Raw genomic sequence first — 25,373 nt, 5'->3', positions numbered from 1 at the left:
GTGCTTCATCGCCGCCGCAGGGCACGGGCACCGGTTCCAGACGCCGTTCCGGAGGATGCGAAGTTCCATCCCTGGAGATTGGGATTCAGGCAATACAGCTTTCACCATGTCGCGCGGGTTCCCCAACGCACCGCCCCTGGCGTCTGGGCCCGGTCGCTGGTTTCCTGGCATGCTCTTGTCCCTATAAGCCTTTCGGCATCAGGTAAGCCATCGAACCCAGGAACCTCCCTCCAATTCCTCCCGGCTGAACCGGGGATACGGCAGAGCGCCTCGTGGCGCACAAACACTCTTCGATGGCCCAGCGTGAGCCCGCGACACGGGCCAGTTCGGAGATGCCCGCGTCGACGGGTGCGTAAGCGAGGTAGTAGGCGATCTCGCTGGGGTCGGAGAGACTGCGACGGGTCAGTACCCAGCGATGATGGGTCGGCGGGTCGGGGTCGAAGATGAGATTGAAGGGCAGCTTGGCCGCTGCCCAGTCATAGACACGCGGACCCTTGGCGCCGTCACCGCAGGAGATGGTCTGCCAGGCGTCGGCCGGGGCCTCGGCAATGAGTTCGTCGATGCGCCAGACGCCGGCAAGGGACTTGATCTGCTGGGACTTCGGCACTGCCACGACGTAGCCCAGGCCGTGTTGTTCGAGCAGGCGGCGGAAGGACCAGTCCTGGCCGTACGCCTCGTCCGCGGCCATCCAGGACGCCGGGAGCCCGGCTGCCAGACAGCGGCGGACCATGGCCTTGGCCAGTTCACCCTTGGTGGCAAAAGCCCGGTCGTCAGAGACTTTCGCCTGGTGGCACCGCTCACGGTCCTGGGTCCAGGACTTGGGCAGGTAGTGGTCGCGGTCAACCAGGGCCCGGCCGAGCGCGGTGGCATAGGCAGCAAACACCCCGATCTGGCAGTTGTCGATCTTCCCGGAGGTGCCGGTGTACTGCCGCGATACCCCAGCCGACGTGGTGCCCTTCTTGATGAAGCCAGTGTCATCGATAATCAGCACCCCGCCCGGACCCAGCCGTTCGCCGACGTACACGCGCACGTCGTCCCGGACTGCGTCCGCGTCCCAGCGGGCCCCGTTCAGCAGGTGTTGCAGCCCCGCGGGATCACGATGGCCGGCGCACTCCGCCAGCTGCCAGCCATTCTTCCGACCCACCGGTGCCAGCAGGCCCCGTACGCAGACCCGCATCCGCCACCGCAGATCCGCCCGCCCGAACCGACGTCCCACGCGAGCGAACACCGACTCCAACTCCGCAGCCCAGCCCTCGACTTCAGCCATCCCCACCATGACCGGACAACGAGAAGAACCAGCTCAGGACACGAATTCTCACTGCAGTACTCAGTGTCGCGCCGGTCGGCATTCTCAACGTCGCCCAACAATGAGGTAGAGCCGGGCGACGGCGGTGTAGCGGGTGTGGGTGTTCTCGCGGAGCTGGTGGACGGCGACATTCTGAAGCCAGTACATGAGGTACGCGGCCACGCTGCCCTGCGCGGACGGAGCGGGGACGCCGCGGTTGCTGTCGGCGATCTTCTCCATGAGCTTCGTCAGAGCCTCTTTACGGGTGGGGCCGTAGATGCGGATGCGCTTGCGGGTGTTGCCGGGGGCGAGGACGTATCCCGCGGCCTCCCAGCGGCTGTCCTTGCGCTGGTAGACGGTTCCGTCGTCGTTGGCGCGGGTGCGGCGGGAGGCGGGGGTGTCGCGGGGTGTGGTCATCAGGCGGCTTCCAGTTGCTCGCTGATCAGTTGCGTGTGCTTGGTCCGCAGCACCCCGAGACTCGCGCTCCAGGAGACAGTCTTGCCTTCGGAGCGCGTTTTCGAGCACGGAGGTGACTGCGAGAATCGCAGTCCCTCCCAATATGATGTCAGTGGTGTATGCTTTCAGTGTAATAAATTGCAGATGGGGGACGTGTGCATGGCTTGGAAGATCGTTGTGGTCGAGCCGGCTCTTTCGTGGCTTCACGCCCTGCGCCGTACTGACCGCAACACCCTGATTCAGGTCAGTGAGGCCGTCACTGCCCTTCAGGAGGAAGGTCCCGCGCTCGGGCGGCCTCTGGTGGACACGATCAAGGGCTCGGTGCTGTCTAACCTCAAGGAGCTCCGTCCCGGCTCGGCAGGGGCGACTGAAGTGCGGTTGCTGTTCGTGTTCGACCCGGACCGCCAGGCCGTGATTCTGGTCGGCGGTGACAAGGCGGGTAACTGGTCCGGCTGGTACCGCGTCGCGGTGCCCCAGGCGGAGCAGGCGTACGCGGAGCATCTGAAGCGAATCGATGGAGAGGACGGGGCACGATGACTGATCACCTCAAGGATCCGCAGGCCGTCTCCTGGGGAGACCTGGCCGAGGATTTCGCCTTCACCGATGCCGAAAAGGACCAGATCCGGAAGGGGGCGCAGGCCATGGTCCTGGCCTCCCGTGTGCACCGCCTCGCCGAGTTGCGGAAGCGGCAGCACACCACACAGGTCCAGGTAGCCGAAGCCATGGGTGTCACCCAGGCCCGCGTCTCACGCATCGAGAAGGGCCAACTGGAGCGCAGTGAGGTCGACACCCTCGCCGCCTACGTCAAGGCGCTTGGCGGCAAGCTGAAGATCGTCGCCGACTTCGGTGATGAGACCTATGTTCTCGGTTGATCCGATCGGCATGCCGTGTGATCCAGGCCCAAGTGCAGTCCGGTGAATGAAGTCGTTTCTTGATGTCAGGGATGATGCTCCGCCCCGAGACAAGGGCGGAGCATCATCCAGTCGGTAGGGAACTCCGCTGTGCGAGGGTTCCATCTCCTTGGCCGAACTGGGCGGACGCGGCTGCTGCTGTGGGGAGCGCCCAACTCATCGACCTCCAGGGGCCATTGAGGGGCCGCAAGGACAGGAACAGACTGACGAACACTGCGCAGGGCTGACACTGATCAGCACGTCTGACCTGCAAGAACGGCGTGAATCGGCAATGATCGGCAAGGACCGCCAAGATCCCCAATGGACTCATAATCCGTCGGCCGTGGGTTCGAGTCCCACCCGCCCCACCTGCGCAGGTTTCTGACCTGCGGAAACGTTCATTTTGTTCTGTCGGATCGTCAACTTTGCCTGAACGGACTGAATCCGCTGCTCGTGGGTTTGGGGTCCGGCGAAGGTGGCGGGAGCTCTGACCCGGCTGACCTGCGGCGGAGTAGGTGTTCGCGGTTGCCGCTCGCTGTCGGGGTGACTGCTCTGAGGGTCGATGCCGAGACCCAGGGGCCGTACAGGGGCCGGGGCGGCGCAGCCGTGTCCTGCGCGACGGTTTTCCCGGCCGATTTGGTGCCCCATGTTGGTGGTTGTGCGGTGCGTGTCGCTGCCTCCGGCGCGGTAGTCGAGGGTCGGCCCGACAGCGGAGGAAGTGCGGATATCGGCACGGCGGGTACGGGGGCATCGGTTGTTCATCGTGCTGTGGAGACACTGTCGCCCTCGTGTCGTTCGATCCGTGATGTCGTTCAGGGGAGTCGGCGGCCTGCTTGTCGATGGCACACCTGGATTGAGTGGTCGGCAGGTGGCTGCTGAGAGAGCGCCCTGGCGGACGGCCGAGGGGCAAGGAAACGGCCCGAAGAGGAAACTGCCCGGACAGGTCACTCAGCCCTCTTCCGTGGGCTCCGCAGTTCGGCTGTTCAGGCGGGCGAGGCGACCATTAGCAGCCGCGTCGAGCGGAGCAGTCTCTGTCGCGGACAGGCCCGTCTCCAGGGACGTGAAGTTGACGCTGAGGGCTAGCAGACCGGCGGCGATGCTGGGAGCGACCACGGACCAGGGGGTGAGGAGGGGGCCGGGGTAGTTCTCGTGGGTCATCAACGCTCAGTCGGCGGCAGGAGGCATGGGCCGCCTCCAGCACCACACCCGCAGAGCCGCGTCGAACACCTCGCCCGCTGACTCACAGCCTGACCCCGGAATTGCGCAGCAGAGTTCTCGAATGCGCGAGGGATCCGCTCGCCGTAGTGGCCGATGCCCGGCCACGCCGTTCACGGGCAGCCCTGTATCAGGGACCTATTCGTCCGCGATCACGATGATGTCGAGCGTTCGGGGGCCGTGCACACCCTCCACGCGGTCGAGTTCGATGTCGCTGGTGGCTGAGGGACCGGAGATCAGGGTCAGCGGTCGGCGCGGATGGAGCAGGCGCAACGCCTCGGATACATCAGCGGCGATCTGGTCAGCCATGACCACGCAGACATGCTGGTCCGGCAGCAGAGTCAGCGCACGGCGTCCCTGTCCGGGCCCGCTGTCGAGGACGACTGTGCCGGTGACGGCGATCGCTGCGGCGACGGTGGTGAGAACGGTGTCCGCCGCGTCGAGCTGTCGGACTGTCAGTGGTGGAGCGTCCTCCAGTCGGAACCAGGCGCCCTCGGGCACCAGCTCTTCGGGGAAACCCGGCGGTACCACCAGGGATTTCGCTCCGGTGCGCGCCAGCGCGCGGCCCACGGCGGTCACGGCGCCGGACGGCGGAACGCGGACGACGGTGGCACGGTAGTCGGCGGCACGTTCGATGAACAGCTCGACGACGTCCGGTTCCTGCTGGTGGGAGGGCGGATCATGCGGGACGCGGTCGTCGTCGACGGGGGCTTCGGTACCCGGTACGTCGGCCAGCGCGCCCCGGATCGCGCCCAGTACGGTGTCGCGGCCACTCATCAGCCCTTGCCCTTCCTCGTCGTACGGCCTTCTTCTCTTGTCCGGTGCCACCAGGCGCGCAGGGACTCGCGGGCCGGCGCCGGGGTGTCACGGGTGCCGGACCAGCGGGCGAACGGGCCGGGCAGGACTCCGATCCGACCGTTACGGGCCACCAGTCGGGCGCCGAGGGCGGCGAGTCGCTGGGCCGCCGCCAGTCGCCTCGGGGAGGACAGCACTGCGCCGGCGGCTTTCATGGCGAGCGCCTCAGGGGTGGGCAGCAACCGGTTCCGGCGCTTGGCCTCCACGACCTTCGCCCGTAGATGCACCAGCACCTCGGGAATGTCGATCTTGACCGGGCAGGCGTCGTAGCACGCCCCGCACAGGGTGGAGGCGAAGGGCAGCGAGGCCGCGTTCTCCACACCGACGAGCTGAGGGGTGAGCACGGCGCCGATCGGGCCGGGGTACACGGAGCCGTAGGCGTGGCCGCCGGTGCGCTCGTACACCGGGCAGACGTTCAGGCAGGCCGAGCAGCGGATGCAGGACAGCGCCTGGCGGCCGACCTCGTCGGCCAGGGTCGCGGTGCGGCCGTTGTCGAGGAGGACCAGATGAAAGTTCTGCGGCCCGTCTCCCTCGGTGACGCCGGTCCACAGGGAGGTGTACGGGTTCATGCGCTCGCCGGTGGACGAGCGGGGCAGCAGTTGGAGGAAGATGTCCAGGTCGGCGAAGGAGGGCAGGACCTTCTCGATGCCCATGACCGTGATCAGGGTCTCCGGCAGGGTCAGGCACATCCGTCCGTTGCCCTCCGACTCCACGACGACAACCGTTCCGGTGTCGGCGGCGGCGAAGTTGGCCCCGGAGACGGCCACTTTGGCCCGCAGGAACTTCTCCCGCAGATGGAGCCGGGCCGCTTCGGCCAGGTCGCGCGGGTCGTCGGTGAGTCCCTCGGGAGCGGCCCGTCCCCACTTCCCCATCTCCCGTCGGAAGATCTCGCGGATCTCGGAGCGGCCCCGGTGGATGGCCGGTACGAGGATGTGCGAGGGTCGGTCGCCGCCCAACTGCACGATCAGCTCGGCGAGATCGGTCTCGTAGGCGCGGATGCCCGCTTCGGCGAGCGCCTCGTTGAGGCCGATCTCCTGGGTCGCCATCGACTTGACCTTGACGACCTCGCTCTCGCCGGTTGCCCGGACCAGTCGCGTGACGATGGCGTTCGCCTCGGCCGCGTCCGCCGCCCAGTGGACCGTGCCGCCGGCGGCGGTCACCGTCTCCTCAAGGCGCAGGAGGTGGCGGTCGAGGTGGCGCAGGGTCCGGCGCTTGACGTCGGCCGCTGTCTCCCGCAGGTCCTCCCAGTCGTCGAGTTCGGCGGTGACCGCCAGCCTCCGGTCCCGAATGGTGCCGGTGGCCCTGCGTAGGTTCGCGCGCAGCCGGGTGTCGGCGAGCGCGGTGCGTGCCGCCTCGGGGAAGGGCGGGGTGCCCAGCCATACGACGTTGTCGGCGCCGCTCACCGTACGTTCCCTTCGGTGGAGGCCAGGATCTCGGCCAGGTGCACTGTGCCGACGCCGGTACGCAGCCGGGACAGGCCGCCGCCGATGTGGGTGAGGCAGGAGTTGTCGCCCGCGCACAGGAACTCGGCGCCGGTGTCCAGGACATGGCGCATCTTGTCGGCCAGCATCGCGTTGGACACGTCCGCGTTCTTCAGCGCGAAGGTGCCGCCGAAACCGCAGCAGGACTCTGCGGCGGGCAGTTCGACCAGGTCGATGCCCTTCACCGCGCGCAGCAGCCTGAGCGGCCGGTCGCCGACGCGCAGCATGCGCAGCGAGTGGCAGGTCGGGTGGTAGGTGACCCGGTGCGGGAAGTGGGCGCCGACGTCGGTGACGCCGAGGATGTCGACGAGGAGTTCCGACAGCTCGTACACCGTCGGTACCACCCTCTCGACCGCCTCGGTGAGCGCGCGGTCCCCCAACTGTGCCGCCACCACCCGGTGTTGGTCGCGCACCATGCCCGCGCAGGAGCCGGAGGGGGTGACCACAGCGTCGTAACCTGCGAAGACCTCCGCGAAACGGCGCACCATGGGCAGCGTCTCGGGGCGGTAGCCGGTGTTGAAGTGCATCTGGCCGCAGCAGGTCTGGCCCTGCGGGAACTCCACTGTGTGGCCGAGCCGTTCGAGCAGTTCGGTCACGGCTCGGCCGGTGCTGGGGAACATCATGTCGTTGAAGCAGGTGATGAAGAGGGCTATGCGCATGGTGCTTCCTGGGCGGCCTGGGAGGAGCCGGTGATGGTCAGGCCGTAGGTCCGCAGGGCGGTTCCGGTGAAGACCTCGTGGCGTTCGGCAGGTTGGAGTGCGGACGTCAACTCCCTTGTGACGGAGATGACTTCGGCGTAGGTGGCGGCCAGTCGGCAGACGGGCCAGTCGGAGCCGAACATCAGCCGTCGCGGGCCGAAGGCGTCCAGCACGGTGTCCGCGTACGGCCGGAGGTCCTCGACACTCCACCGGTCCCAGTCAGCCTCGGTCACCAGGCCGGAGAGCTTGCAGACGGTGTTGGGCAGCGCGGCCAGCAGGCGCACCACGTCCGCCCACGGCCGCAACTCGCCTGTGGCGATGGGGGGTTTGCCCGCGTGATCGAGCACGAAGGTGAGGTCGGGGAGCAGTCGGGCGGCCTCGTGGGCCGCCGCGAGCTGGTGGGGCCTGACGACCAGGTCGTACACGAGCCCCGCCTCGGCCACGGCGGCGAGCCCGCGCAGCACGTCGGGCCGCAGCAGCCAGCGCGGATCGGCTTCGCCCTGCACCTGGTGGCGGATGCCCACCAGATGTTCGCCGCCCGCACCCTCCCGCAGTGCCGCGAGAGTGCGGGCGACGTCCGGTGAGGTCAGGTCGGTCCAGCCCACGACGCCCACGACCAGGTCGCTGTCCTGGGCCGACGCCAGGAACTCGGGCGTCTCCTGCGGAACGTCGAGTGTCTGAACCAGGACCGTCGCGGAGACACCGGCGGCGCGGGCTTCGGGCTCCAGGTCGGCGAGCGTGAAGTCGCGGCGCAGCGGGGCGAGTTCCGGTCCGGTGATCCAGTCCTGGTCGCGGACGGAGAGGTCCCACACGTGGTGGTGTGCGTCGATCACGCCCTCAGCGGTGTTCGCCTCCGTGTCCATGGCGGTCATCCCCGCGACTCCGGTGTGTCGGCCGGGACGGGGACGTGCGGGGGCAGCAGACCCTCGGCGCGCAGGTCGTCCCAGAGCGCGGCCGGTACCGTTCGCCGCAGTTGGTCGACCGTGTCGCGGACCTCGGCGGCGGAGCGCGCGCCGGACAGCACGCTCGCGACCGCCGGATGGCCGAGCGGGAAGCGCAGGGCGGCGGCGCGCAGCGGTACGCCGTGGCGTTCGGTGACCGCCTTCATGCGCAGCGCCCGGTCGAGTACGTGCGGTGGGGCGGGCGCGTAGTCGTAGGTGGCGCCGGGCTTGGGGTCGGTGAGCAGGCCCGAGTTGAAGACTCCGCCGACGACGACACTCCTGCCACGTGCGGTGGCCTCGGGCAGTACCTCCGCGAGGCCTTCTTGCTCCAGCAGGGTGTAGCGGCCGGCGAGCAGCACCACGTCGATGTCGGTCTCGCGCAGGAAGCGGGCGGGGAGCGCGCACTGGTTCACCCCGACGCCGATCGCCTTGACGACACCTTCGCCGCGCAGCCGTTCCAGCGCCGGGTAGGCCTCGGAGAGGGCCTGCTCGGCGTGGTGGTCCGGGTCGTGCAGCAGGGCGATGTCCACCCGGTCGAGGCCAAGGCGGTCCAGGCTCGATTCCAGGGAGCGCAGGACTCCGTCGGCGCTGAAGTCCCAGACCCGGCGGTGGGTGTCGGGCACGGCGAAGCCGTGGGCGAGATCGTCACCGTGGCCGCCCTCCTTATTGGGTTCGAGCAACCGCCCGACCTTGGTGGAGACGGTGTACGTGGCGCGGTCGCGTCCGCGCAGCGCGGCGCCCAGGCGGCGTTCGGACAAGCCGAGTCCGTAGTGCGGGGCGGTGTCGAAGGTGCGGACGCCCGCGTCCCAGGCCGCCTCCACCGTGGCGAGTGCGGCTTCGTCGGTGACCGGGTGGAAGAGGTTGCCGATGCCGGCGGCCCCGAACGACAGCTCGGTGACCTTGACGCCGGTGCCGCCCAGCATGGTCGTTCTCATGAGCCGGCCGCCGGGCGCAGCCGGAGCCCCTGCATACCTCCGTCGACGGCGAGGGCGATGCCGGTGACGGAGGCAGCGGTAGGGCTGGCCAGGTAGACCACGGCCGCCGCCACCTCGTCCGCACTGACCAGACGGCCCAGGGGCTGGCGGGCGTCGAGGGCGGCACGTTCCGCCTCGGGGTCGTCGGCGGCGTCCAGGAGCCGGGTCACCCAGGGTGTGTCGGCGGTGCCGGGGTTCACGCAGTTGACGCGGATGCCCTCGCGGACGTGGTCGGCGGCCATCGCCAGTGTCAGCGACAGCACCGCGCCCTTGCTGGCGGAGTACAGGGCGCGCTGGGGAAGGCCCGCGGTGGCGGCGATGGAGCAGGTGTTGACGACCGCCGCGTGTGACGAGCGCCGCAGGTACGGCAGGGCGGCGCGGGTGGTGCGCACCGTCCCGAGGACGTTGACGTCGAGGACGCGGTGCCACTCCTCGTCCGGGTTGTCCTCGACGGTGCCGACGGCGCCGATGCCCGCGTTGTTGACCAGGATGTCCAGGCCGCCGAGCTGCTTGGCGGCGGCGTCCACGGCGACCCGTACGGACGCGTCATCGCCGAGGTCGGCCTTGAAAGCGATCAGCGGCTCGGGGACACCGGCGGGGTCGAGGTCGATGACGGCCACCGTGGCGCCGTGCTCGGCCAGCATCCGGGACGTGGCAAGGCCGATGCCGGACGCCCCGCCGGTGACGAGGGCCTTGAGCCCTGCCAGGCCGCTCATGGTGCTCACGCTGTTCAAAGGGGCGCCTTTCAGGCCTGGCCGAAGTCCTGGCGCTGGGCGCCGAGGCCGTCCACGGAGAGCTCCACGGTGTCGCCGGGGCGGAGGTAAGGGGTGCCGGGGAGGCCGAGAGCCACGCCCGCGGGAGTACCGGTGTTGATCACGTCGCCCGGCTCCAGGACCATGTACTGGCTCAGGTACGACACGATGTGATCGACCGGGAAGATCATGTCGCTGGTGTGGCCGTCCTGCCGCTTCACGCCATTGACGCTCAGGCGCAGCCCGAGATCCTGCGGATCACCGACCTCTTCGGCGGTCACCAGCCACGGTCCGAGCGGGTTGAAGGTCTCACAGGACTTGCCCAGGTCCCATTGCGACGAGTACTCCAACTGGAACTCGCGCTCGGAGACGTCGTGGCTGATGGCGTATCCCGCGATCACGGCCCGCGCGGCTTGAGGGCCGTCGAGGTAGCGGGCCCGCCGTCCGATGACGACCGCCAGCTCGACCTCCCAGTCGGTCTTCAGGGAGTCACGGGGGATGAGCACCTCGTCGTACGGCCCGACCACCGTGCCCGGGTCCTTCATGAACACCACCGGCCGCGCGGGGATTGCCGCGCCCGTCTCGGCGGCGTGGTCCCGGTAGTTCAGCCCGACGCAGACGATCTTGCCGGGGCGGGCCACGGGTGCTCCGATCCGCAGCCCGTCCGGTTCCAGCTCGGGCAGACCTCCCGCCGCGACCGCCGTCCGGGTCCGCTCGACACCGTCCGACGCGAGGAAGGCGCCGTCGATGTCGGAGGTCACGGAGGACAGATCGAGCAGTCGGCCCTCGTCCGTGCGGACGGCGGGTCGTTCCTCGCCGGGCGCGCCGACTCGTAGAAGTTTCACCGGGTGTTTCCTCGCGACGGGTGCAGGTGCCAGATCTCGGTCAGGTCCGACCAGTTGCCCCCGGTGCCGGTGTCGGCCCAGGGCTCCTGACAGGGGCCGGTGAGCTTCCACCAGGCCTGGGTGGCCGGGTCGGCGCCGATCGTGGCCATGTCGGCCTCGAAGTCGTCGCCGTGGTACTCGAAGTAGCCGAACAGCGTGTCCTCGCGCAGGAAGATGCTGTAGTTGCGGATGTTCGCGGCCCGCAGTGCGGCCTCGACGTCCGGCCAGACCTCGGAGTGCAGGCGCAGATACTCATCGCGGTGGTCCGGTCGCAGGCGGATCGTCTGGGCAACGCGTTTCATCGGGGTCCTTCCGGCGGGTGTGGGCGGCTTTGCCGACGGCTCGGATCGGGCGTGCCGCACGCGATGTGTCGGTGCATGTCGTCCGCACGGCGTGGGGCCCGGGACGGCCCGGCGTCAGGGAACGCCGGTCGGGTACGGCGGCTGACGCGGGCGTTTGCCGCACCGCTGGTGCGCGGTGGCCGACGCGGCGCCGAGGACAATCGACGGTTCCCGGTCGTGTCGGCGCGCCATGGTCGGACACAGGCATCGCCACGGGGTGCGGCCGCAGTCCTACTCCTTGGTCGCGCCGGCGAGCATGCCGGCCACCAGAGCGCGCTGGGAGAAGAGGAAGACGACGAGGACCGGGACGATGGTCACCAGGGTGGCCAGGGCCAGTTCGGGCCGCATGATCTGGTTGCCCGTGCCGCTGGAGGTGTTGAACAGCGGCGAGGCGGAGAGCAGGTTGTTCAGCCCCACCTGCGCCGGGTACTGGGAGCTGTCGGGCAGCATCACGAACGGCAGGAAGAAGTTGTTCCAGTTGCCGACGAAGTTGAAGAAGCCGACCAGGGCGATCACGGGCTTGGCCAGCGGCATCGCGACGAGCCGGAAGACCTGCCACTCCGAGCAGCCGTCGATCCGCGCGGCGGACAACAGGTCGGACGGGACGTTGGAGGAGAAGTAGATGTAGGTCAGGTAGACCCCGAACGGGAAGAAGGAGAAGGGCAGGATCACCGACCAGATCGTGCCGTCCAGGTGCACGGCGTTCATCCCCAGGTAAAGGGGCAGCACCATCGCGGCCGTCGGCATGAGCATCACGAGCATGGTGATGGTCAGCAGCATCCGGCGCCCGATGAACCGGGTGAGCGCGAGCGCGTACCCGGCGGGAATCGAGGTCACGAGGGTGATGGCCAGTGCGCCGAACGTGTAGAGCACCGAGTTCTTCAACCAGGTGAGAAGGGCGCCGTCCTGGAAGGCGTAGAGGTGCTTCCAGGCGTCGGCGACCGCGGTGAGGGAGCCGAAGGAGAACGGGTTGTCCCGCACGATCTGGCCGTCGGTCTTGGTCGTGGCCAGCAGGAGCCACACCACAGGCACACAGAAGAACAGCACGGCCAGGCCCATGACGATGAGCCAGGCCAGCCGGGCGGCCAGTGAGCGTGGGCGGCGCGTCCGGTGCATGGGCTTCCTCGGGCTGGTGCGGTCGCCGACGTTGTGGGACGGCGGTGTTCGGCGGGCTGTGGTCGTGGGAGCCGTGGTCATCCTTCGTCCCTGTCGAACAGGCCGGTCCGGAAGACGACGAGCGCCGCGCAGGCGAGGCCCAGGATGAGGAGGTCGACGGAGAGCGCCGCCGCGCCGTTGAAGTCGCCTGCCTGGAAGGCGTACTGGTAGGAGAGTTGGTTCGGTGACCAGCTGTCGGGGATCATGCCCCAGCTGGCGAGGGAGACCAGTTGCGGCTCGACGAAGAGCTGGGTGCCGGCCGCGAAGGCCAGGATCAGCATGTACGCGATCCACTTGGTGATCATCGGGATCTGGATGCGCAGGGCGATCTGGAGCGTGCCGGCTCCGTCGATGCGGGCGGCCTCCAGGATCTCGTCCGGGATGCTGTTGAGCGCGCCGTACATGACCACGATCCAGCCGCCGGCCCCGGTCCAGAAAGCGATGACGGTGAAGAGCACCGGCAGGTGGCCGGGGGCGATGACCAGGGCGAGGCTGTTCCAGCCGAAAGCCTTCAGCAGCCAGCCGACGGGGCTGGCCGCCGGGTCGAGAAGGATAAGGAAGAGCAGGACGCTCGCCACCCCGGCGAGGGCACCCGGCAGGTAGAACAGGAACCGCAGTGTGGTGGAGGCCCTGCGCATGCGGCCGTGCAGCATCAGGGAGAGCAGCACCACCAGGACCATCAGGCTGACCAGCCACACCAGCAGGTACAGGCCGATGTGGAGGAAGGCCGATGCGAAGCGGTAGTCGGCGAACGTCCGGGTGAAGTTGCCGATTCCGACGAGCTGGTTGCGGGAGTTGGACAGTGCCAGCCATACCGCGTAGCCGGTGGGCAGGACGCCGAAGGCGAGCAGGAGAAGGACGTAGCCGGAGACGAAGACGTAGCCGGCGCGTCCGGCCGGGTTGCGGGCCGAGCGGCCGCCGCGGCGGCCGCTCCGCTCCGTTGCGAGGTGGGTGGTCATCGGTCCGCTTCGCTAGTTGACGGTGTATCCGAGGGACTTGGCCTTGTCGGTGATGGCCGTCTGCCAGGTGCCCAGGGTGTCGGTGAGGGTCTTGCCGGAGTTCAGGGCCGGGATCACCGTGGACGAGTAGATCGCTTCCTGGCTGTACTGGGTCGCGGACCAGCCGGGCCAGATGAGTTCCGCGGCTTCCTGGAAGACCGGGCTGACGTCCTCGGCGAAGTAGCCGGTCTTCTTCTGGCCGTCGAGCCAGGCGACGGCCGCCTGCTTGTACGCGGGGTAGGTGGCCGCGGTGGCCTGGTAATCGTTCGAGGTGGTCATCCAGGTGACCAGGTCGGAGGCCGCCTTGAGGTTCTTGCTGTGGGAGGAGACGAACCACAGCCCGCCGCCGACGTTGCCGGTGTAGTTCTTGGCGTCGCCCTCGAACTTCAGCGGCGAGGCGGCGGCGATCTGCCCCTTGGGGATCTTGAACGTGGAGTTGAAGAGCACCTGCCCGTACCAGGACGGGCCGGGGAGCATGAGGACCTTGCTCGCCTGGTTCTTGATGAAGCCGGCGCTGAAGACGGTGTCCTTGGAGACCGAGCCCTTGGCGATCAGGCCGTCGAGCAGTTTCGCCATCCGGGTGCACTTGGCGTCCTGCAGGTTCACGGTGACCTTCCTGGCACCGGTCGCCGTACTCGCGGGGCACTGGCTCGCCCAGAAGTACACCTCGGGCGTCCACGCGTCCCCGGCGGTTCCGACCAGGTATCCGGGGTGTTCCTTGGCTACCTTCACGCCGAGTGCCTGGTACTGCTCCCAGGTGGTCGGGACGGAATAGCCGAACTTGTCCAGGAGCTTCTTGTTGTACCAGAGCACGTTCTGGGCAAGGTCGTTGCGCAGGCAGTAGGTGCCGCCGTTGAAGGTGCAGGGGTTCAGGGCACCGTTCGCGAAGCCGCTCAGTGTCGACTGGGGGATCAGGCCCTTGTCGACAGGCGCGGCATAGGGGGACTTGCCCTGGGCTGCCCAGCTGCCGTCGTTGACGTTGGCGCTGAAGGCGACATCGGGCCAGCCGCTGCCGGTCCGGTCGAACAACTGGACCTTCGTCTGCAGGTCGTTGGCGCCGTTGGCGTCACCGCTGTATGTGACGATCTTGATCTTCACCCCTGGGTGCGCCTTCTGGTACGCCTGCACACCTGGCACACGGGCGGCATCGGCCCAGACCGTGATTTCACTGCCTGCCTTCTGCGCGACGGGCTTGAACGCGCCCGAAGAAGAGGTCGCCGCAGGTGTGGGATCCGCGCTGCCACAGGCGGCGAGCGCGAGGAGAGAGGCGGCGCTCAGGGCCGCGGCTGCCGCCCGTCTGACCTGGCGGCGGGAGGAAACCGGAACGTCGTCGTTCATGACTGACCTCAGATCGTGGGAAATGGCGCACAGCGGTGAGAGGCGCCGCGTTCGGGGTGTCGAGGGTGTTCGGTCGGGCGGTCGGGCCCGAGGGCTCCGGTCATCAGGCCCGGGGCGGGGTGACGGTCTCCTTGTCGACGAACGACTGAAGGGCGGAGGGGTAGTCCAGGCCAGCCGGAAGGGCGACGCCCGGACCGGTGGGGGCATGGACGAGGCCATGGGCGTCGATGCCGCTCTCGCGGCTGATGGGATTGCCCATGACCAGCGACTCGTAGTAGGTGGTGTTCGAGATGGCCATGCACAGGTGCCGGTTGGGGATCTCCGGCCCGTGCACCTCCGCGCGCAGTCGGTAGGCGTCGGCGAGGTGGGCGGTGCGCATCGCGCCGGTGAAGCCGCCCCGCAGTTGGGTGGAGGCGCGGACTCCGAAGGTGGCGGCGCCGGCCTGGATGAAGTCGGCCGAGTTCATGTGCGCCCCGTCGGAGGTCTCGGCCACCAGGAGGGGAACGGCCACCGCGTCGGCGAGGCGCTTGTACGCGGTGACACTGAACTCCCTCATCGGCTCCTCGTACCAGAGGTAGTCGGCGTCCGAGAGGGCGCGCCCGAGGTAGATCGCGTCGGGGAGGTCGAAGCCCGCCGACCCGTCGAACATCAGCGGGATGTCGTCCCCCACGTGTTCGCGCAGAGCTACCGACAGGCGGGCGTCACGGCGGGCGTCACCCCAGGCGTGGAGCTTGATGGCCGGGTAGCCGAGCTCCAGGGCCTGATCGGCGATGTCCAGGTACTCCTCGACGGAGGAGTAGGTGACCGTGGAGGCGTAGGCAGGTATCGAGGTGCGGTATCCGCCGAGCATCTGCCAGGTGGGCCGGTCGGCGAGTCGTCCGGCCAGGTCCCACAGCGCGGTGTCGACCAGACCCAGCAGATAGAGCGGTAGCTCCTCCGTCCGGTCCAGCTCCCACATGCGGTGCCAGAGCCATTCCCGTTGCAGGGGATCCTCTCCCACCAACTCCTTGCGCAGCACGCGGTCCAGCAGGTCCGCGAGGATGACCCCGCTGCCCCGCCGAGGGGACATCGCCACCCCCTCGACCCCTTCGTCCGTGCAGATGCGCAGCACCGCGGCCTCGCCCTCGGACGGGCTGCCCAGGAGTCCGTCCCGCCAGACGAAGGGCGGACTGGCACCCGGCACCCGGACCGGAAAGCACTCGACTTCGGCAATGCGCACGGCTTGCACCCCTTGTAGCGGGAAGTGTTGCTGCGAAATTTTCGTGTAACATAAGTCGTCATACGAATGTTGTCAAGGAACCCCGAACGATGGACTCATCGGCATCAGTGAGGGGGAGCGCATGGCCGATGTCGGCACCGGGCGCTCGGCCCTTCCGGTCGCTCCTGAGCTCGGCGAGACGTTCGGCGCCGGCCGCATCGCCAGCCGTGAAGTGGTCACGTCCCCGGAGGTCAAGGGGCCGATGACAGCCCCGGTGAATGGAATCTCCTCTACCCGGTCGTGCTCGCCGCGACCGTCCAGAGCGATGGCGAACCCGTCCTCCTCGATCAGCTGATCGCCGTCCGGTCGACCCCGGAGGTCCTGGCCGCCCAGGCCGCAGGGCTGGCCATCGGCGACGACATACGAGCCATCGAGCGACCGCTCGGCCGGCTCAACGAGGAGGCCGCCGCCTGGCGTGCTTCATCAGGACCGATACGGCCATCCGCGACCGGATCATGCAGGCGTCCCACGACAGGCTCGGCCGCCCGATCATCCGGATCCTCCATGCCCGGGCGCGCACGACGTTCCTGTGCGACGGCACACCCGACGAGGTCGCGTGCGAGCGGGCCGTCGCGGAGCGCCACACGGCCGCCGAGCGGCTGTCGGCCCGCGACCCCGATGGGGCCGCACAGCCCATGGCGGCACGTATGAAGACCGCTTGGAGCCGTCGCCGCTTGCCGAACCCCGGCTCGCCGACCGTCTGGCGACGTCCGCACCGACCTCGCCGTCGAGCCGACAGGCCGGGGGTGTCCGCATGTCCGGGGCCGGCCGAGTCGACAATGTCCGACCTATTGACGAAATACATATGACGTCTAATGTTCATCGCTATCACCTCGTCCCCTCTTGCCGCTGGGCTCTCCCCTGCCACGCCAAGAGCACCACCGGCACCCTGAACTTCCCGGAAGGTGTCACGTGCGAACAACCCGCATCCGCCGCTCGGTTCCCGGCCGCCTCAGATCATGGCTGGCCACAGCCGCCGTCCTCGCCGCCTCGACCGCCGCGGTCCTCGCCCAGGCCGGCCCGGCCTTCGCCGCCGGCACGACGCTCTACGCCTCACCGAGCGGCTCCGGCACCACCTGTTCCGCGAGCCTGCCCTGCTCCCTGACGCAGGCCAAGACCAATGTGCGGGCGATCAACAGCTCCATGACGGCCGACATCACCGTCGAACTCGCCGACGGCACCTACCGGCTCTCCGCGCCGCTCACCTTCACCTCGGCGGACTCCGGCACCGGCGGCTACACGGTGACCTGGAAGGCCGCGCTGGGCGCCCGTCCCGTCATCACCGGCGCGCAGAAGGCCACCGGCTGGACCGTGCAGGACTCGGCCAAGAACATCTGGAAGGCCGACGTCGGCACCGGCTTCGACACCCGCCAGCTGTACGTCGACGGCGTCCTGGCCACCAGGGCCCGCGCCGCGCTCACGCGCTCCGACCTGACCGCGACCACCACCGGATACACCTTCACCAGCAGCTCGCTGAGCTACCTCAACAGCCTCGCGCAGCCCGGCCGGACCGAGATCCACGGCATCGGATCCTTCACCGACCGCTACGCTCCGGTGACCGGCATCAGCGGCGGCACCATCACCATGGCGCAGCCCTCGTGGAACAACAACACGTTCGGCTACGACACCCTGACGAGCCCCTACCGGTCCGGCCCGCTCTACATCGAGAACGCCTACGAATTCCTCGACACGGCAGGCGAGTGGTACCTCGACACCACCACCGGCACCCTCTACTACAAGCCGCTCTCCGGGCAGGACATGAGCACGGCCGACGTCGAGGTGCCGAAGCTCCAGTCGCTCATCGGCGTCGGCGGGACCTATGCCTCCCCGGCCACCCATATCGCCTTCTCGGGCCTCCAGTTCTCGGGCACCAGCTGGCTGGACCCCACCACCGGCGGCTACGCCAGCCAGCAGACCGGCGCGTACCTCTCCGGTACCTGGGACCGCCCGTCGGACGCGCTGACCTCCTGCCAGAGCGGCTGCCAGCTCTTCGAGGCGACACGTCCCCACTGGAACCAGATGCCCGCCGCCGTCCAGGTCTCGGCCGCCGACCACATCACGTTCACCGGTAACCGGTTCACCCTGCTCGGGCAGGACGGCCTCGGCATCGGCAACGACGCCAACGCGCACACCAGCGGCGTGGGACTCGGCGCCGACACCATCACCGCGACCGGCAACGTCTTCACCCAGGACGCGGGCGGCGGCATCGTCGTCGGCGGCCTCCAGGCGGACGCGCACCACCCCAGCGACAGCCGGATGACCAACCAGAACATCACGTTGAGCAACAACCTGATCCACGACGTGGCGCTGGACTACCGTGACATGTCGTCCATCCTCGTCACCTACGTGAACGGCGCGACCGTCTCGCACAACGAGGTGTACAACCTGCCGTACTCCGGCCTCACCATCGGCTACGGCTGGGGCACCAACGACGTCGGCGGCAGCCCTGACTACGTCACCCGGGGCCTGTACAACTACCAGCCCACCTACACGACCGCGACCACGGCCGCGAACAACCACATCACCGACAACTACATCCACGACATCATGCAGCAGATGAACGACGGCGGCTGCATGTACACCCTGTCCGCGTCGCCGGGCAGCACCTTCGAACGCAACTACTGCCACAACAACAGCAGCTACTTCGGCTTCTACCACGACGAGGGCTCCCGGGACTTCACCGACACCAACAACGTCTTCCGCAACACCGGCCGCTGGTCCCAACAGAACAGCAGCTCGACCAACCACACCGGTGGCCTGACCTTGACCGACAACTGGACGGGCACCAACTCCACGAACATCACCAACAGCGACGGCCGCGGCAACACGGTGAGCGGCACCGTCTACGTCAGCGACGGCAACTGGCCGTCGGGCGCCAAGACGGTCATGGCAAACGCCGGCATCCAGGCGCTGTACCGTCCGCTGACCACCGACCCGGTCAGCTCGCCCTACAGTTCCTACTCCTCCACCCCCGCCATCACCGGCCAGAGCGGCGGCCGGTTCACCATCACCGACGCGGGCGCCGACATCTGGGGCGCCGGCGGACAGACCGACGACGCCTACGGCACCGTGTACCAGGCAGGGGCGGCCGTAGCCGGCACCTCGGTGACCGCCCGGGTCGACAACGTGGACAGCAGCAGCGGCTGGGCCAAGGCCGGCGTCGTCCTGCGCAACAGCCTCACGGGCAGCGGCTCCTCCACCGGATATGCGGTCGTGACGGTCACCCCGAGCCACGGCGTCAGCTTCCAGTGGGACTCCACGGGAGACGGCTACCTCGACCAGCTCAGCTCCACGGCCACCACCGTCACAGCGCCGGTCTGGGTGCGGCTCACCCGTACCGCCACCACGGTGTCCGGCTACTACTCCACCGACGGAACCACCTTCACCCAGATCGGCTCGACGGTGACCCTGTCGTCCATGGCCACCACCCAGGACGCGGGCGTCATCCACACCGCCCACAGCACCACCGCCGGCAGCGCGACATTCAGCAACCTGCAGATCGTCACCTCGCCCTACAAGGCCTACAGCTCGACTCCGGCCGCGGTCGACCAGCACGGCGGAGTGACCTCCATCACCAGTGCGGGCATCGACGTGTGGCGCACCGGTACCTCGTACGACGACGACTACGCCGCCGCCTACCAGACGGGAGTCGCGGGAACCGCCTCGACCGTCATCGTCCACGTCGACAGCCAGGACAAGGCCAACAACTGGGCCAAGGCCGGTCTGATGCTGCGCAACAGCGTCGCCTCCGCCGGTTCGTCCCTCGGGTACCTCGTCCTCGCCGCCACCCCCGGCAACGGGATCGCCCTGTCGTACGACTCCAACAGCGACGGCTACCTCGACACCAACATCAACAAGACCGGAACCGCCGCCATCGCCCCGGTCTGGCTCCGCCTGGTCAGGAGCGGTACGTCGGTCACCGGCTCCTACTCCGGCGACGGCACCACCTGGACCACCGTCGGCACCGCGACCCTGACCGGGGCGAACAGCACGCTGGACGCGGGCATGTTCTCCACGGCCCACGGCGGAACCATCGGCACCGCGAACTTCAGCCAGTTCTCCGTCAGCTGACGAAGCGGTTCGGGTAACGACCTCCGAAACCAGTTCCGCGTGGTGCTCGGCCTCCCCGCCACCACGCGGAACTCCGTCCTGTCCGCGCCGACTTGAGTGCCTGCGGACCTCGTAAAGCGCGCATGACGAACACATTGCCAATACGTCATACGTATGGTTTGCTCGCGCTGATTCACGGTGGCGCGCAAGCGGGCGGCGATACACCCGCGCATACGCGAGAACAGTGGAGAAGAAATTGACCATTCCCCATCGACACCTCCGCAGAGCCGCCGGGGTGATCGCCGCGACGATCGCCCTCCTGGGCGGATCTGCCTCCGCCGGCGCCTCGGCGGCAAGCACCAGCAACGCGGCCCGTCCCGCGGCACCCCCGCTGAAGCTCTACGTCTCCCCACACGGGGCGGGCACACGCTGCCTGCCGGCCCGGCCCTGCGGGCTGACGCAGGCACAGCAACTGGTCCGCGCGGCCACACCCCATGCCCGCACCGACATACAGGTCGTCCTGGACGGTGGCACATACCGGCTCGACAAACCGCTGCGATTCGACGCCAGGGACTCCGGCCGCAACGGACACACCGTCTCCTGGGTCGCCGCGCCCGGCTCCAGCCCGATTCTGTCGGGAGGCTCGCGAGTCCAGGGATGGCACAAGTCGCCCGGGTCGGCCACGGTCTGGGAGGCAAAGGTTCCTCGCGGTCTGAGCGTCGACCCGCGCCAGCTGTACGTCGACGGGAACCTGGCGACCCGGGCCCGCACGCAGATCTCACCCTCCGACCTGTCGTACACAGCCGATGGCGTGGACATCAAGAACTCAGCCCTCGGCTACCTCAACAACATCGGTCGGCAGAGCCGGGTGGAGATGGAGTTCGTCAACAGCTTCACCGACCGCCTCTCGCCCGTGGTCAGCATCGCCGACAACCACCTGACGATGGCCCAGCCCGCGTGGAACAACAACACCTGGGGCTACGACGTCGTGCAGAGTCCGTTCCGTACGGGCACGGTCTACCTGCAGAACGCCCGCGAGTTCCTGGACGCGCCGGGTGAGTGGTACCTCGACACCGCCACCAGGACCCTGTACTACCAGCCCAAGTCCGGCCAGGATCCGCGGAACTCCGACGTCGAACTCCCGCAACTGGAGTCCCTGCTACAGGTATCGGGCACCTACACCAACCCGGCGCACGACCTGACGTTCTCCGGCATCCGGTTCACCAACACCACCTGGACCGGCCCCAGCACCGCACAGGGCTACGCCGACCAGCAGACCGGTGCCTTCATGTACGGCGCCAGTCCGCTCCGGCCGGCCGACGCCTTCAGCAGCTGCAACTACGGTTGCCAGACATTCGAGAGCACACGCAACGAGTGGCACCAGACGCCCGGCGCCGTGCAGATCTCCGCCGCCAACCACATCACACTGACCGGCAACACCTACACCAACCTGGGATCACTGGCCGTCGGAGTCGGTGAGGACGCCAACGCCAACGCCTCCGGTGTCGGCCTCGGCGCCAGCGACATCACCGTCAGCGACTCCACATTCGCCGACAACGCCGGCGGCGGCATCACCGTGGGCGGCATCCAGACCGACGCCCACCATCCCAGCGACCCGGCGATGACCAACAAGGACATCACCGTCTCCGGCAACGTGATCCACGATGTCGCCCAGCAGTACCAGGACCAGGACGGCATCCTCTTCACCTACGTGACCCGCGCCAGGGTCACGCACAACGAGGTCTACAACCTGCCCTACTCGGGCATCGGAGCCGGCTGGGGATGGGGCATCCAGGATCCCGGCGGCAGCCCCGACTACGCCGAGCGCGGCATCTACAACTACCAGCCGGTCTACCAGACACCCACGACCGCCAAGGACGACGTGGTGTCCCACAACTACATCCACGACATCATGCGGACCATGAACGACGGTGCCGGCTTCTACAACCTGTCGGCGAGTCCCGGCAGCGTTTTCCAGCACAACTACCTCCGGGCGCCCAGCAGTTCGGGACTGTACTTCGACGAGGGCTCGCGCTACTGGACCGTCGACGAGAACGTGCTGGACGTGAGTACTCCCAACATCGAGAACACGGCCGCCAACAGGAACACCGGCAACATCACCTACACCGACAACTGGGTCTTCAACGGGCAGATCGTCCTCAAGCACCTGGACACGATCACCGGGACCGTGAAACTCAGTCACAGCCAGCCGCTTCCGGCAGGCGCGGCACGGGTCGTCTACGACTCCGGCATCGCGGCGGCGCTGCGCACCGGCACCGACAGCGACCGGCCCCCGGTCGCCGTCGCGCTCACCGCGGCGCGGACCGGCGCCCAGGCCACGATCACGGCGACGCTCACCAACCTCGACGCGTCGCGCAGGGCGACCGGCGTGACGGCGAGGGCCACCGCACCGGCCGGCTGGACCGCGAAGCCGACGGGTCCGGTTCCCGGGAGCATCGCGCCGGGCGCCACCGCGACCGTGACGTGGAAGGTGACCGGTCCGTCCACCGGCAGCCCGATCGATACAGCCGCCATCGCCACCGCCTTCGGCTACACGTTCCGGGGCTCGGCCTTCACCGCCGGCGCACCCGTCACGATCGTGACCGCCACTCCGGTGACGACCATGAGCACATTCGGTTCCGTGCCCAGCGTCTTCGGCCAGGTGGGAGACAGCTTCGCGATCCGCAACGCTGGTGCGGACATCTGGGGCGCGGGCGGCCAGTCCGATGACGAATACGGGGCGATCTACTCTCCGAGGGCGGCCAAGGACGGGTCCGTGGTGACGGTGCGCGTCGACACCGAGGACGCCGTCAACGGCTGGACGAAGGCCGGCATCGTCCTGCGCAACGACCTCACGCAGCCCAGGCAGTCACAGGGCTACGTCGCACTGGTGGTCACCCCGGACAACGGGGTCAACCTCGACTGGGACTCCGACGGCGGCGGTCTGCTCGACCAGTACGCCTCGGTGGGTTCGGTCAAGGCGCCGGTCTGGCTGCGCCTCACACGCACCGGGGACAAGGTGTCTGCCGCCTACTCGACGGACGGCACGACCTGGAACGCGGTCGGCGGACCGGTCACTCTGACGGGCGCGGCAGCTCAGCAGGACGCGGGAATGATCTTCACCTCCCACGATCAGGCCGCCGCCGGACAGGCCGGCTTCAGTCACTTCACCGTGAGCTGAAGGCCTGGACCGGGGAACGAGTGAGGGCCGGAGGCGACGCCCCCGGCCCTCACTCGTAGGCGCGCCGTCAGTGCTCCGCGACCCTCATGGCCGGCGAACGGCGCCGCTGCCAGGCCGTTTCGATGTGGCCGGACATGGCCTGCGCGGCCCCCTCCGCGTCGCGGGCGACCAGCCGCTCCCAAATGTGCCGGTGCTCGTCGTTGGACAGTGCGCAGGCCGCGCGGTCGGGGATTCCGTTGTACAGGGTCGTGGTCCGGGCCTGGACGTGCACGATCCGGACGATGGAACGCGCCAGGATGTTTCCCGAAGCCTGCATGATCCGGTCGTGGAAGGCGACGTCCGTCTCGACGAAGGAGGCCGGCTGGGCCGTCTCGACGTCCAGCCGGGTCAGCAGAGTCTCGATGGACCGCAGGTCATCGCTCGTGGCCGACCGGGCGGCCTGGGCCGCCATCTGCGACTCCAGTGCTGACCGCACGCCCACCAACTGGTCCAGGATGACCAGTTCGTCGTCGTGCTGCACCGTCGCGGCCAGAACGACCGGGTCGAGCAGGTTCCAGTTCTCCGGCTCCGTCACCGTGGTGCCCTGACCCTGCCGGGCACGCACCAGGCCCTTGGCCTCCAGGGACTTGACGGCTTCGCGGATGGTCGTCCTGCTGACGCCGAAGACCGCACAGAGGTCGGGCTCCACCGGCAGGGTGGTGCCGGGTGGAAAGCCCCGCGCAACGATCTGGTCCACGAGGGCCTCGACAACCGCGGGGGCCAAGCGAGCCGGCCTCTTGGGCCATGGCTGCAGCGCTCCCGCCTTCGCCGCTCCGACGATTCGGGCCTCCACCATCCCAGCCTCCCTGTTTCTGTGCGTAGAGCGGTTCGGGCCAGGATTGTAGTGGACCGGACCTCTTGACAGTATTCGTATTACGAATTATGTTACACCGAAATCGTGCAAGGGTTCGGACATGCAAGCGGTGGCAGTTCCCCGGGGCCAACTGCACAAAAGCACGCGCGGGACGGATGCGCGGCGCGCCGGAGCGGGGCGGCGGGTGAGACCCGGATGTACGGGCAGCGAGAGGCTGTTGACGCCACATCACCGCCAACGGGTTCCTGGGCAGGTGCGCGCGGCGGACGTTCCAGGGGGACGCCCGCTGCACTCCTGTTGCGGTCAGTTCGCAGGCTGGCGCACCTTCCCCTGCTCGCCGAACGCTCTGCCCGCCAGCGTGACCCTGCTGCGCAATCTGCGGCGGGTGGGGCAGGTCGGCGATGACCGTTTCTGAGATCGCTTCTCTGTCGTGCGGCTGTGGTGGCGGTAGCGACTTGTACAGGAAGCGGTACCAAGGAATGCTCGGGGAGCGCGGAGATGATCGTGGACGTTCACCCCGTTCCGTATGAGGTGGTCGACCTTTCTGCGTAGTTGGGGGGCGATCCATCTGTCCTTGAGTCGCCGTGCGTCGGAAAGGAAATCCGTCGTGCGAAGGGCTCCGTCCCCTGGCTGAACTGGGTGGACGCGGCTGCTGTTGTGGTATGCGTCCAACTCATCGGCTCCCAGGGGCCATTGAGGGGCCGCAAGGACAGGAACAGACTGACGAACACTGCGCAGGGCTGACACTGATCAGCACGTCTGACCTGCAAGAACGGCGTGAATCGGCAATGATCGGCAAGGACCGCCAAGATCCCCAATGGACTCATAATCCGTCGGCCGTGGGTTCGAGTCCCACCCGCCCCACCACGTGCTGTGCGAGCAGAATCGATCTGGCCGGCAACTCCGCTGGGGGGTCGGGCGAGTTGAGGGTCCTGGCGACCCCGTCGTGATCGTGATTTCATGATCGTCTGGACGCGTTCTGGACGCCGATTCCCGTCAAGTCGGGTATGGCGCCTATGGGGTGACTCGTGCCGGCGTCGAGCGGGCCTCCGCCGGCTCGTCCCGTGGCGAGTTCGAGCAGGCCGCGGCGGCGCATGACGCGGAGAAGCGTGCGCGACGCGAGACCTTCGAGTGATCACGTATCTGGTGGACACCTCGGCTCTGTGGCACCTGTTCCGCACCCCGGGCGCGTTGCGTCCCTGGGAGGGACACATTGCCGCCGGGGTGTTCCACCTCTGTGAGCCGACACGTGCCGAATTTCTCTACTCGGCAACCAGCCCTGCCCACCGGGACGAACTGGCGGAGGAGTTGGATGCGCTCTGCGTGCTCTCGCCGGTTCCGAAGAATGCCTGGCGTTGGGTCGACACCGCCCAGTACAAGCTGACCCAGCAGGGTCGGCATCGGGCGGCGGGACCGATGGACCTGTTGGTGTGCGCGACAGCTGTCCACCACGGGCACACCGTCCTCCACGTGGACAATGACTTCGTGACGGTGGCTGGAGTCCTTAAGGAAGTGCAGCAGCGAGACGCACGAGCCTGATCCTCTGAGGCAGGATCACGTCTGTCGGCTTCTGACCTCGGTGATCGATGTCTCTGGGGCGCATCAGCGGTCCTTCCACTGCACCGGCAAGAGAACGCGGAGCTGTCCCGCCTGCGCGGGACCGACGGCGCGTACCCAAGGCGGCCGTGGTCGCTGGAGTCGAGGGCGATGCCGGGGTCGAACAGGCCGTCGGTGGGCGCGGTGACGCCGCTGGTGCCGGTGAGGGGGA

Annotated in this window: 20 protein-coding genes and 1 pseudogene; 5 read left to right on the top strand and 16 right to left on the bottom strand. The window is 68.3% G+C overall.

Translation table 11 applies throughout. From position 1 onward, the window contains the following. Positions 1 to 181 precede the first annotated feature (181 nt). Together JHN45_RS14930 and JHN45_RS14925 are read right to left on the bottom strand one after the other, a co-directional pair. The gene (locus JHN45_RS14930) at positions 182 to 1,267 is read right to left on the bottom strand and encodes an IS701 family transposase (RefSeq protein ID WP_236583690.1); all 1,086 of its coding nucleotides are present in this window, start codon (positions 1,265 to 1,267) and stop codon (positions 182 to 184) included. 93 nt (positions 1,268 to 1,360) lie between these two features. Then, positions 1,361 to 1,702: pseudogene (locus JHN45_RS14925) on the bottom strand (site-specific integrase); the annotation flags it as partial. Positions 1,703 to 1,900: 198 nt separating this feature from the next. Between JHN45_RS14925 and JHN45_RS14920 the strand changes: the two are divergent. Both JHN45_RS14920 and JHN45_RS14915 read left to right on the top strand, forming a co-directional pair. After that, a complete protein-coding gene (locus JHN45_RS14920; RefSeq protein ID WP_201049312.1) occupies positions 1,901 to 2,278 on the top strand; it encodes a type II toxin-antitoxin system RelE/ParE family toxin in 378 nt (125 codons plus the stop codon). After that, a complete protein-coding gene (locus JHN45_RS14915) occupies positions 2,275 to 2,613 on the top strand; it encodes an XRE family transcriptional regulator (RefSeq protein ID WP_201049311.1) in 339 nt (112 codons plus the stop codon). The genes JHN45_RS14920 and JHN45_RS14915 overlap by 4 nt, the downstream gene beginning before the upstream one ends. A 966-nt stretch (positions 2,614 to 3,579) precedes the next feature. Here JHN45_RS14915 and JHN45_RS14910 read toward each other — a convergent pair. The 13 genes from JHN45_RS14910 to JHN45_RS14850 form a co-directional block, all read right to left on the bottom strand. Then, positions 3,580 to 3,789: a hypothetical protein gene (locus tag JHN45_RS14910; protein WP_201049310.1), complete on the bottom strand. Its 210-nt coding sequence runs from the start codon at positions 3,787 to 3,789 to the stop codon at positions 3,580 to 3,582. A gap of 195 nt (positions 3,790 to 3,984) precedes the next feature. Then, complete coding sequence (locus JHN45_RS14905; protein ID WP_201049309.1) at positions 3,985 to 4,623, bottom strand: LUD domain-containing protein; 639 nt, start codon at positions 4,621 to 4,623, stop codon at positions 3,985 to 3,987. After that, positions 4,623 to 6,104: a LutB/LldF family L-lactate oxidation iron-sulfur protein gene (locus tag JHN45_RS14900; RefSeq protein ID WP_201049308.1), complete on the bottom strand. Its 1,482-nt coding sequence runs from the start codon at positions 6,102 to 6,104 to the stop codon at positions 4,623 to 4,625. The genes JHN45_RS14905 and JHN45_RS14900 overlap by 1 nt, the downstream gene beginning before the upstream one ends. After that, positions 6,101 to 6,841 carry a (Fe-S)-binding protein gene (locus JHN45_RS14895; RefSeq protein ID WP_201049307.1) on the bottom strand — a complete coding sequence of 247 codons (741 nt, stop codon included), beginning with the start codon at positions 6,839 to 6,841 and terminating at the stop codon, positions 6,101 to 6,103. Before JHN45_RS14895 ends, JHN45_RS14900 begins: the two co-directional genes overlap by 4 nt. Continuing rightward, positions 6,832 to 7,743 carry an amidohydrolase gene (locus JHN45_RS14890; protein ID WP_201049318.1) on the bottom strand — a complete coding sequence of 304 codons (912 nt, stop codon included), beginning with the start codon at positions 7,741 to 7,743 and terminating at the stop codon, positions 6,832 to 6,834. Before JHN45_RS14890 ends, JHN45_RS14895 begins: the two co-directional genes overlap by 10 nt. Before the next feature lie 5 nt (positions 7,744 to 7,748). Beyond that, entirely contained in the window at positions 7,749 to 8,756 is a 1,008-nt protein-coding gene (locus JHN45_RS14885; RefSeq protein ID WP_201049306.1) for an aldo/keto reductase, read from the bottom strand. Next, positions 8,753 to 9,511: an SDR family NAD(P)-dependent oxidoreductase gene (locus JHN45_RS14880; RefSeq protein ID WP_201049305.1), complete on the bottom strand. Its 759-nt coding sequence runs from the start codon at positions 9,509 to 9,511 to the stop codon at positions 8,753 to 8,755. The genes JHN45_RS14885 and JHN45_RS14880 overlap by 4 nt, the downstream gene beginning before the upstream one ends. 29 nt (positions 9,512 to 9,540) lie before the next feature. Continuing rightward, on the bottom strand, positions 9,541 to 10,392 hold the full coding sequence (locus tag JHN45_RS14875; RefSeq protein ID WP_200710037.1) for a fumarylacetoacetate hydrolase family protein: 852 nt from the start codon (positions 10,390 to 10,392) through the stop codon (positions 9,541 to 9,543). Continuing rightward, positions 10,389 to 10,733 carry an L-rhamnose mutarotase gene (locus JHN45_RS14870; RefSeq protein ID WP_201049304.1) on the bottom strand — a complete coding sequence of 115 codons (345 nt, stop codon included), beginning with the start codon at positions 10,731 to 10,733 and terminating at the stop codon, positions 10,389 to 10,391. Before JHN45_RS14870 ends, JHN45_RS14875 begins: the two co-directional genes overlap by 4 nt. Positions 10,734 to 11,003: 270 nt before the next feature. Next, complete coding sequence (locus JHN45_RS14865) at positions 11,004 to 11,888, bottom strand: carbohydrate ABC transporter permease (protein ID WP_200710049.1); 885 nt, start codon at positions 11,886 to 11,888, stop codon at positions 11,004 to 11,006. 77 nt (positions 11,889 to 11,965) lie between these two features. After that, a complete protein-coding gene (locus JHN45_RS14860) occupies positions 11,966 to 12,886 on the bottom strand; it encodes a carbohydrate ABC transporter permease (protein ID WP_200710035.1) in 921 nt (306 codons plus the stop codon). A gap of 12 nt (positions 12,887 to 12,898) precedes the next feature. Continuing rightward, a complete protein-coding gene (locus JHN45_RS14855; protein ID WP_200710034.1) occupies positions 12,899 to 14,263 on the bottom strand; it encodes an ABC transporter substrate-binding protein in 1,365 nt (454 codons plus the stop codon). 103 nt (positions 14,264 to 14,366) lie between these two features. Then, positions 14,367 to 15,482 carry an enolase C-terminal domain-like protein gene (locus JHN45_RS14850; protein WP_200710033.1) on the bottom strand — a complete coding sequence of 372 codons (1,116 nt, stop codon included), beginning with the start codon at positions 15,480 to 15,482 and terminating at the stop codon, positions 14,367 to 14,369. Between the two features lie 951 nt (positions 15,483 to 16,433). Here JHN45_RS14850 and JHN45_RS14845 point away from each other — a divergent pair. Together JHN45_RS14845 and JHN45_RS14840 are read left to right on the top strand one after the other, a co-directional pair. Continuing rightward, complete coding sequence (locus tag JHN45_RS14845; protein WP_201049303.1) at positions 16,434 to 19,592, top strand: DUF1349 domain-containing protein; 3,159 nt, start codon at positions 16,434 to 16,436, stop codon at positions 19,590 to 19,592. A 235-nt stretch (positions 19,593 to 19,827) separates the two neighbouring features. Then, positions 19,828 to 22,752: an NEW3 domain-containing protein gene (locus JHN45_RS14840; RefSeq protein WP_201049302.1), complete on the top strand. Its 2,925-nt coding sequence runs from the start codon at positions 19,828 to 19,830 to the stop codon at positions 22,750 to 22,752. Positions 22,753 to 22,819: 67 nt separating this feature from the next. On the opposite strand, the gene JHN45_RS14835 is transcribed toward JHN45_RS14840, so the two are convergent. Continuing rightward, complete coding sequence (locus JHN45_RS14835) at positions 22,820 to 23,515, bottom strand: FadR/GntR family transcriptional regulator (RefSeq protein ID WP_236583689.1); 696 nt, start codon at positions 23,513 to 23,515, stop codon at positions 22,820 to 22,822. A 1,221-nt stretch (positions 23,516 to 24,736) separates the two neighbouring features. Between JHN45_RS14835 and JHN45_RS14825 the strand changes: the two genes are divergently transcribed. Further along, positions 24,737 to 25,144: a PIN domain nuclease gene (locus tag JHN45_RS14825; RefSeq protein ID WP_201049301.1), complete on the top strand. Its 408-nt coding sequence runs from the start codon at positions 24,737 to 24,739 to the stop codon at positions 25,142 to 25,144. Positions 25,145 to 25,373 lie beyond the last annotated feature (229 nt).

The organism is Streptomyces sp. MBT53 (assembly GCF_016654115.1).
Lineage (GTDB): Bacteria > Actinomycetota > Actinomycetes > Streptomycetales > Streptomycetaceae > Streptomyces.
This window is presented reverse-complemented; position numbering and strand designations above follow the sequence as displayed.

Excerpts from the sequence above, each read along its gene's own strand:
- JHN45_RS14930 (WP_236583690.1), bottom strand. The coding sequence starts at position 1,267 with ATGGCTGAAGTCGAGGGCTGGGCTGCGGAGTTGGAGTCGGTGTTCGCT.
- JHN45_RS14920 (WP_201049312.1), top strand. The coding sequence starts at position 1,901 with ATGGCTTGGAAGATCGTTGTGGTCGAGCCGGCTCTTTCGTGGCTTCAC.
- JHN45_RS14915 (WP_201049311.1), top strand. The coding sequence starts at position 2,275 with ATGACTGATCACCTCAAGGATCCGCAGGCCGTCTCCTGGGGAGACCTG.
- JHN45_RS14910 (WP_201049310.1), bottom strand. The coding sequence starts at position 3,789 with ATGACCCACGAGAACTACCCCGGCCCCCTCCTCACCCCCTGGTCCGTG.
- JHN45_RS14905 (WP_201049309.1), bottom strand. The coding sequence starts at position 4,623 with ATGAGTGGCCGCGACACCGTACTGGGCGCGATCCGGGGCGCGCTGGCC.
- JHN45_RS14895 (WP_201049307.1), bottom strand. The coding sequence starts at position 6,841 with ATGCGCATAGCCCTCTTCATCACCTGCTTCAACGACATGATGTTCCCC.
- JHN45_RS14890 (WP_201049318.1), bottom strand. The coding sequence starts at position 7,743 with ATGGACACGGAGGCGAACACCGCTGAGGGCGTGATCGACGCACACCAC.
- JHN45_RS14885 (WP_201049306.1), bottom strand. The coding sequence starts at position 8,756 with ATGAGAACGACCATGCTGGGCGGCACCGGCGTCAAGGTCACCGAGCTG.
- JHN45_RS14880 (WP_201049305.1), bottom strand. The coding sequence starts at position 9,511 with ATGAGCGGCCTGGCAGGGCTCAAGGCCCTCGTCACCGGCGGGGCGTCC.
- JHN45_RS14870 (WP_201049304.1), bottom strand. The coding sequence starts at position 10,733 with ATGAAACGCGTTGCCCAGACGATCCGCCTGCGACCGGACCACCGCGAT.
- JHN45_RS14865 (WP_200710049.1), bottom strand. The coding sequence starts at position 11,888 with ATGCACCGGACGCGCCGCCCACGCTCACTGGCCGCCCGGCTGGCCTGG.
- JHN45_RS14860 (WP_200710035.1), bottom strand. The coding sequence starts at position 12,886 with ATGACCACCCACCTCGCAACGGAGCGGAGCGGCCGCCGCGGCGGCCGC.
- JHN45_RS14855 (WP_200710034.1), bottom strand. The coding sequence starts at position 14,263 with ATGAACGACGACGTTCCGGTTTCCTCCCGCCGCCAGGTCAGACGGGCG.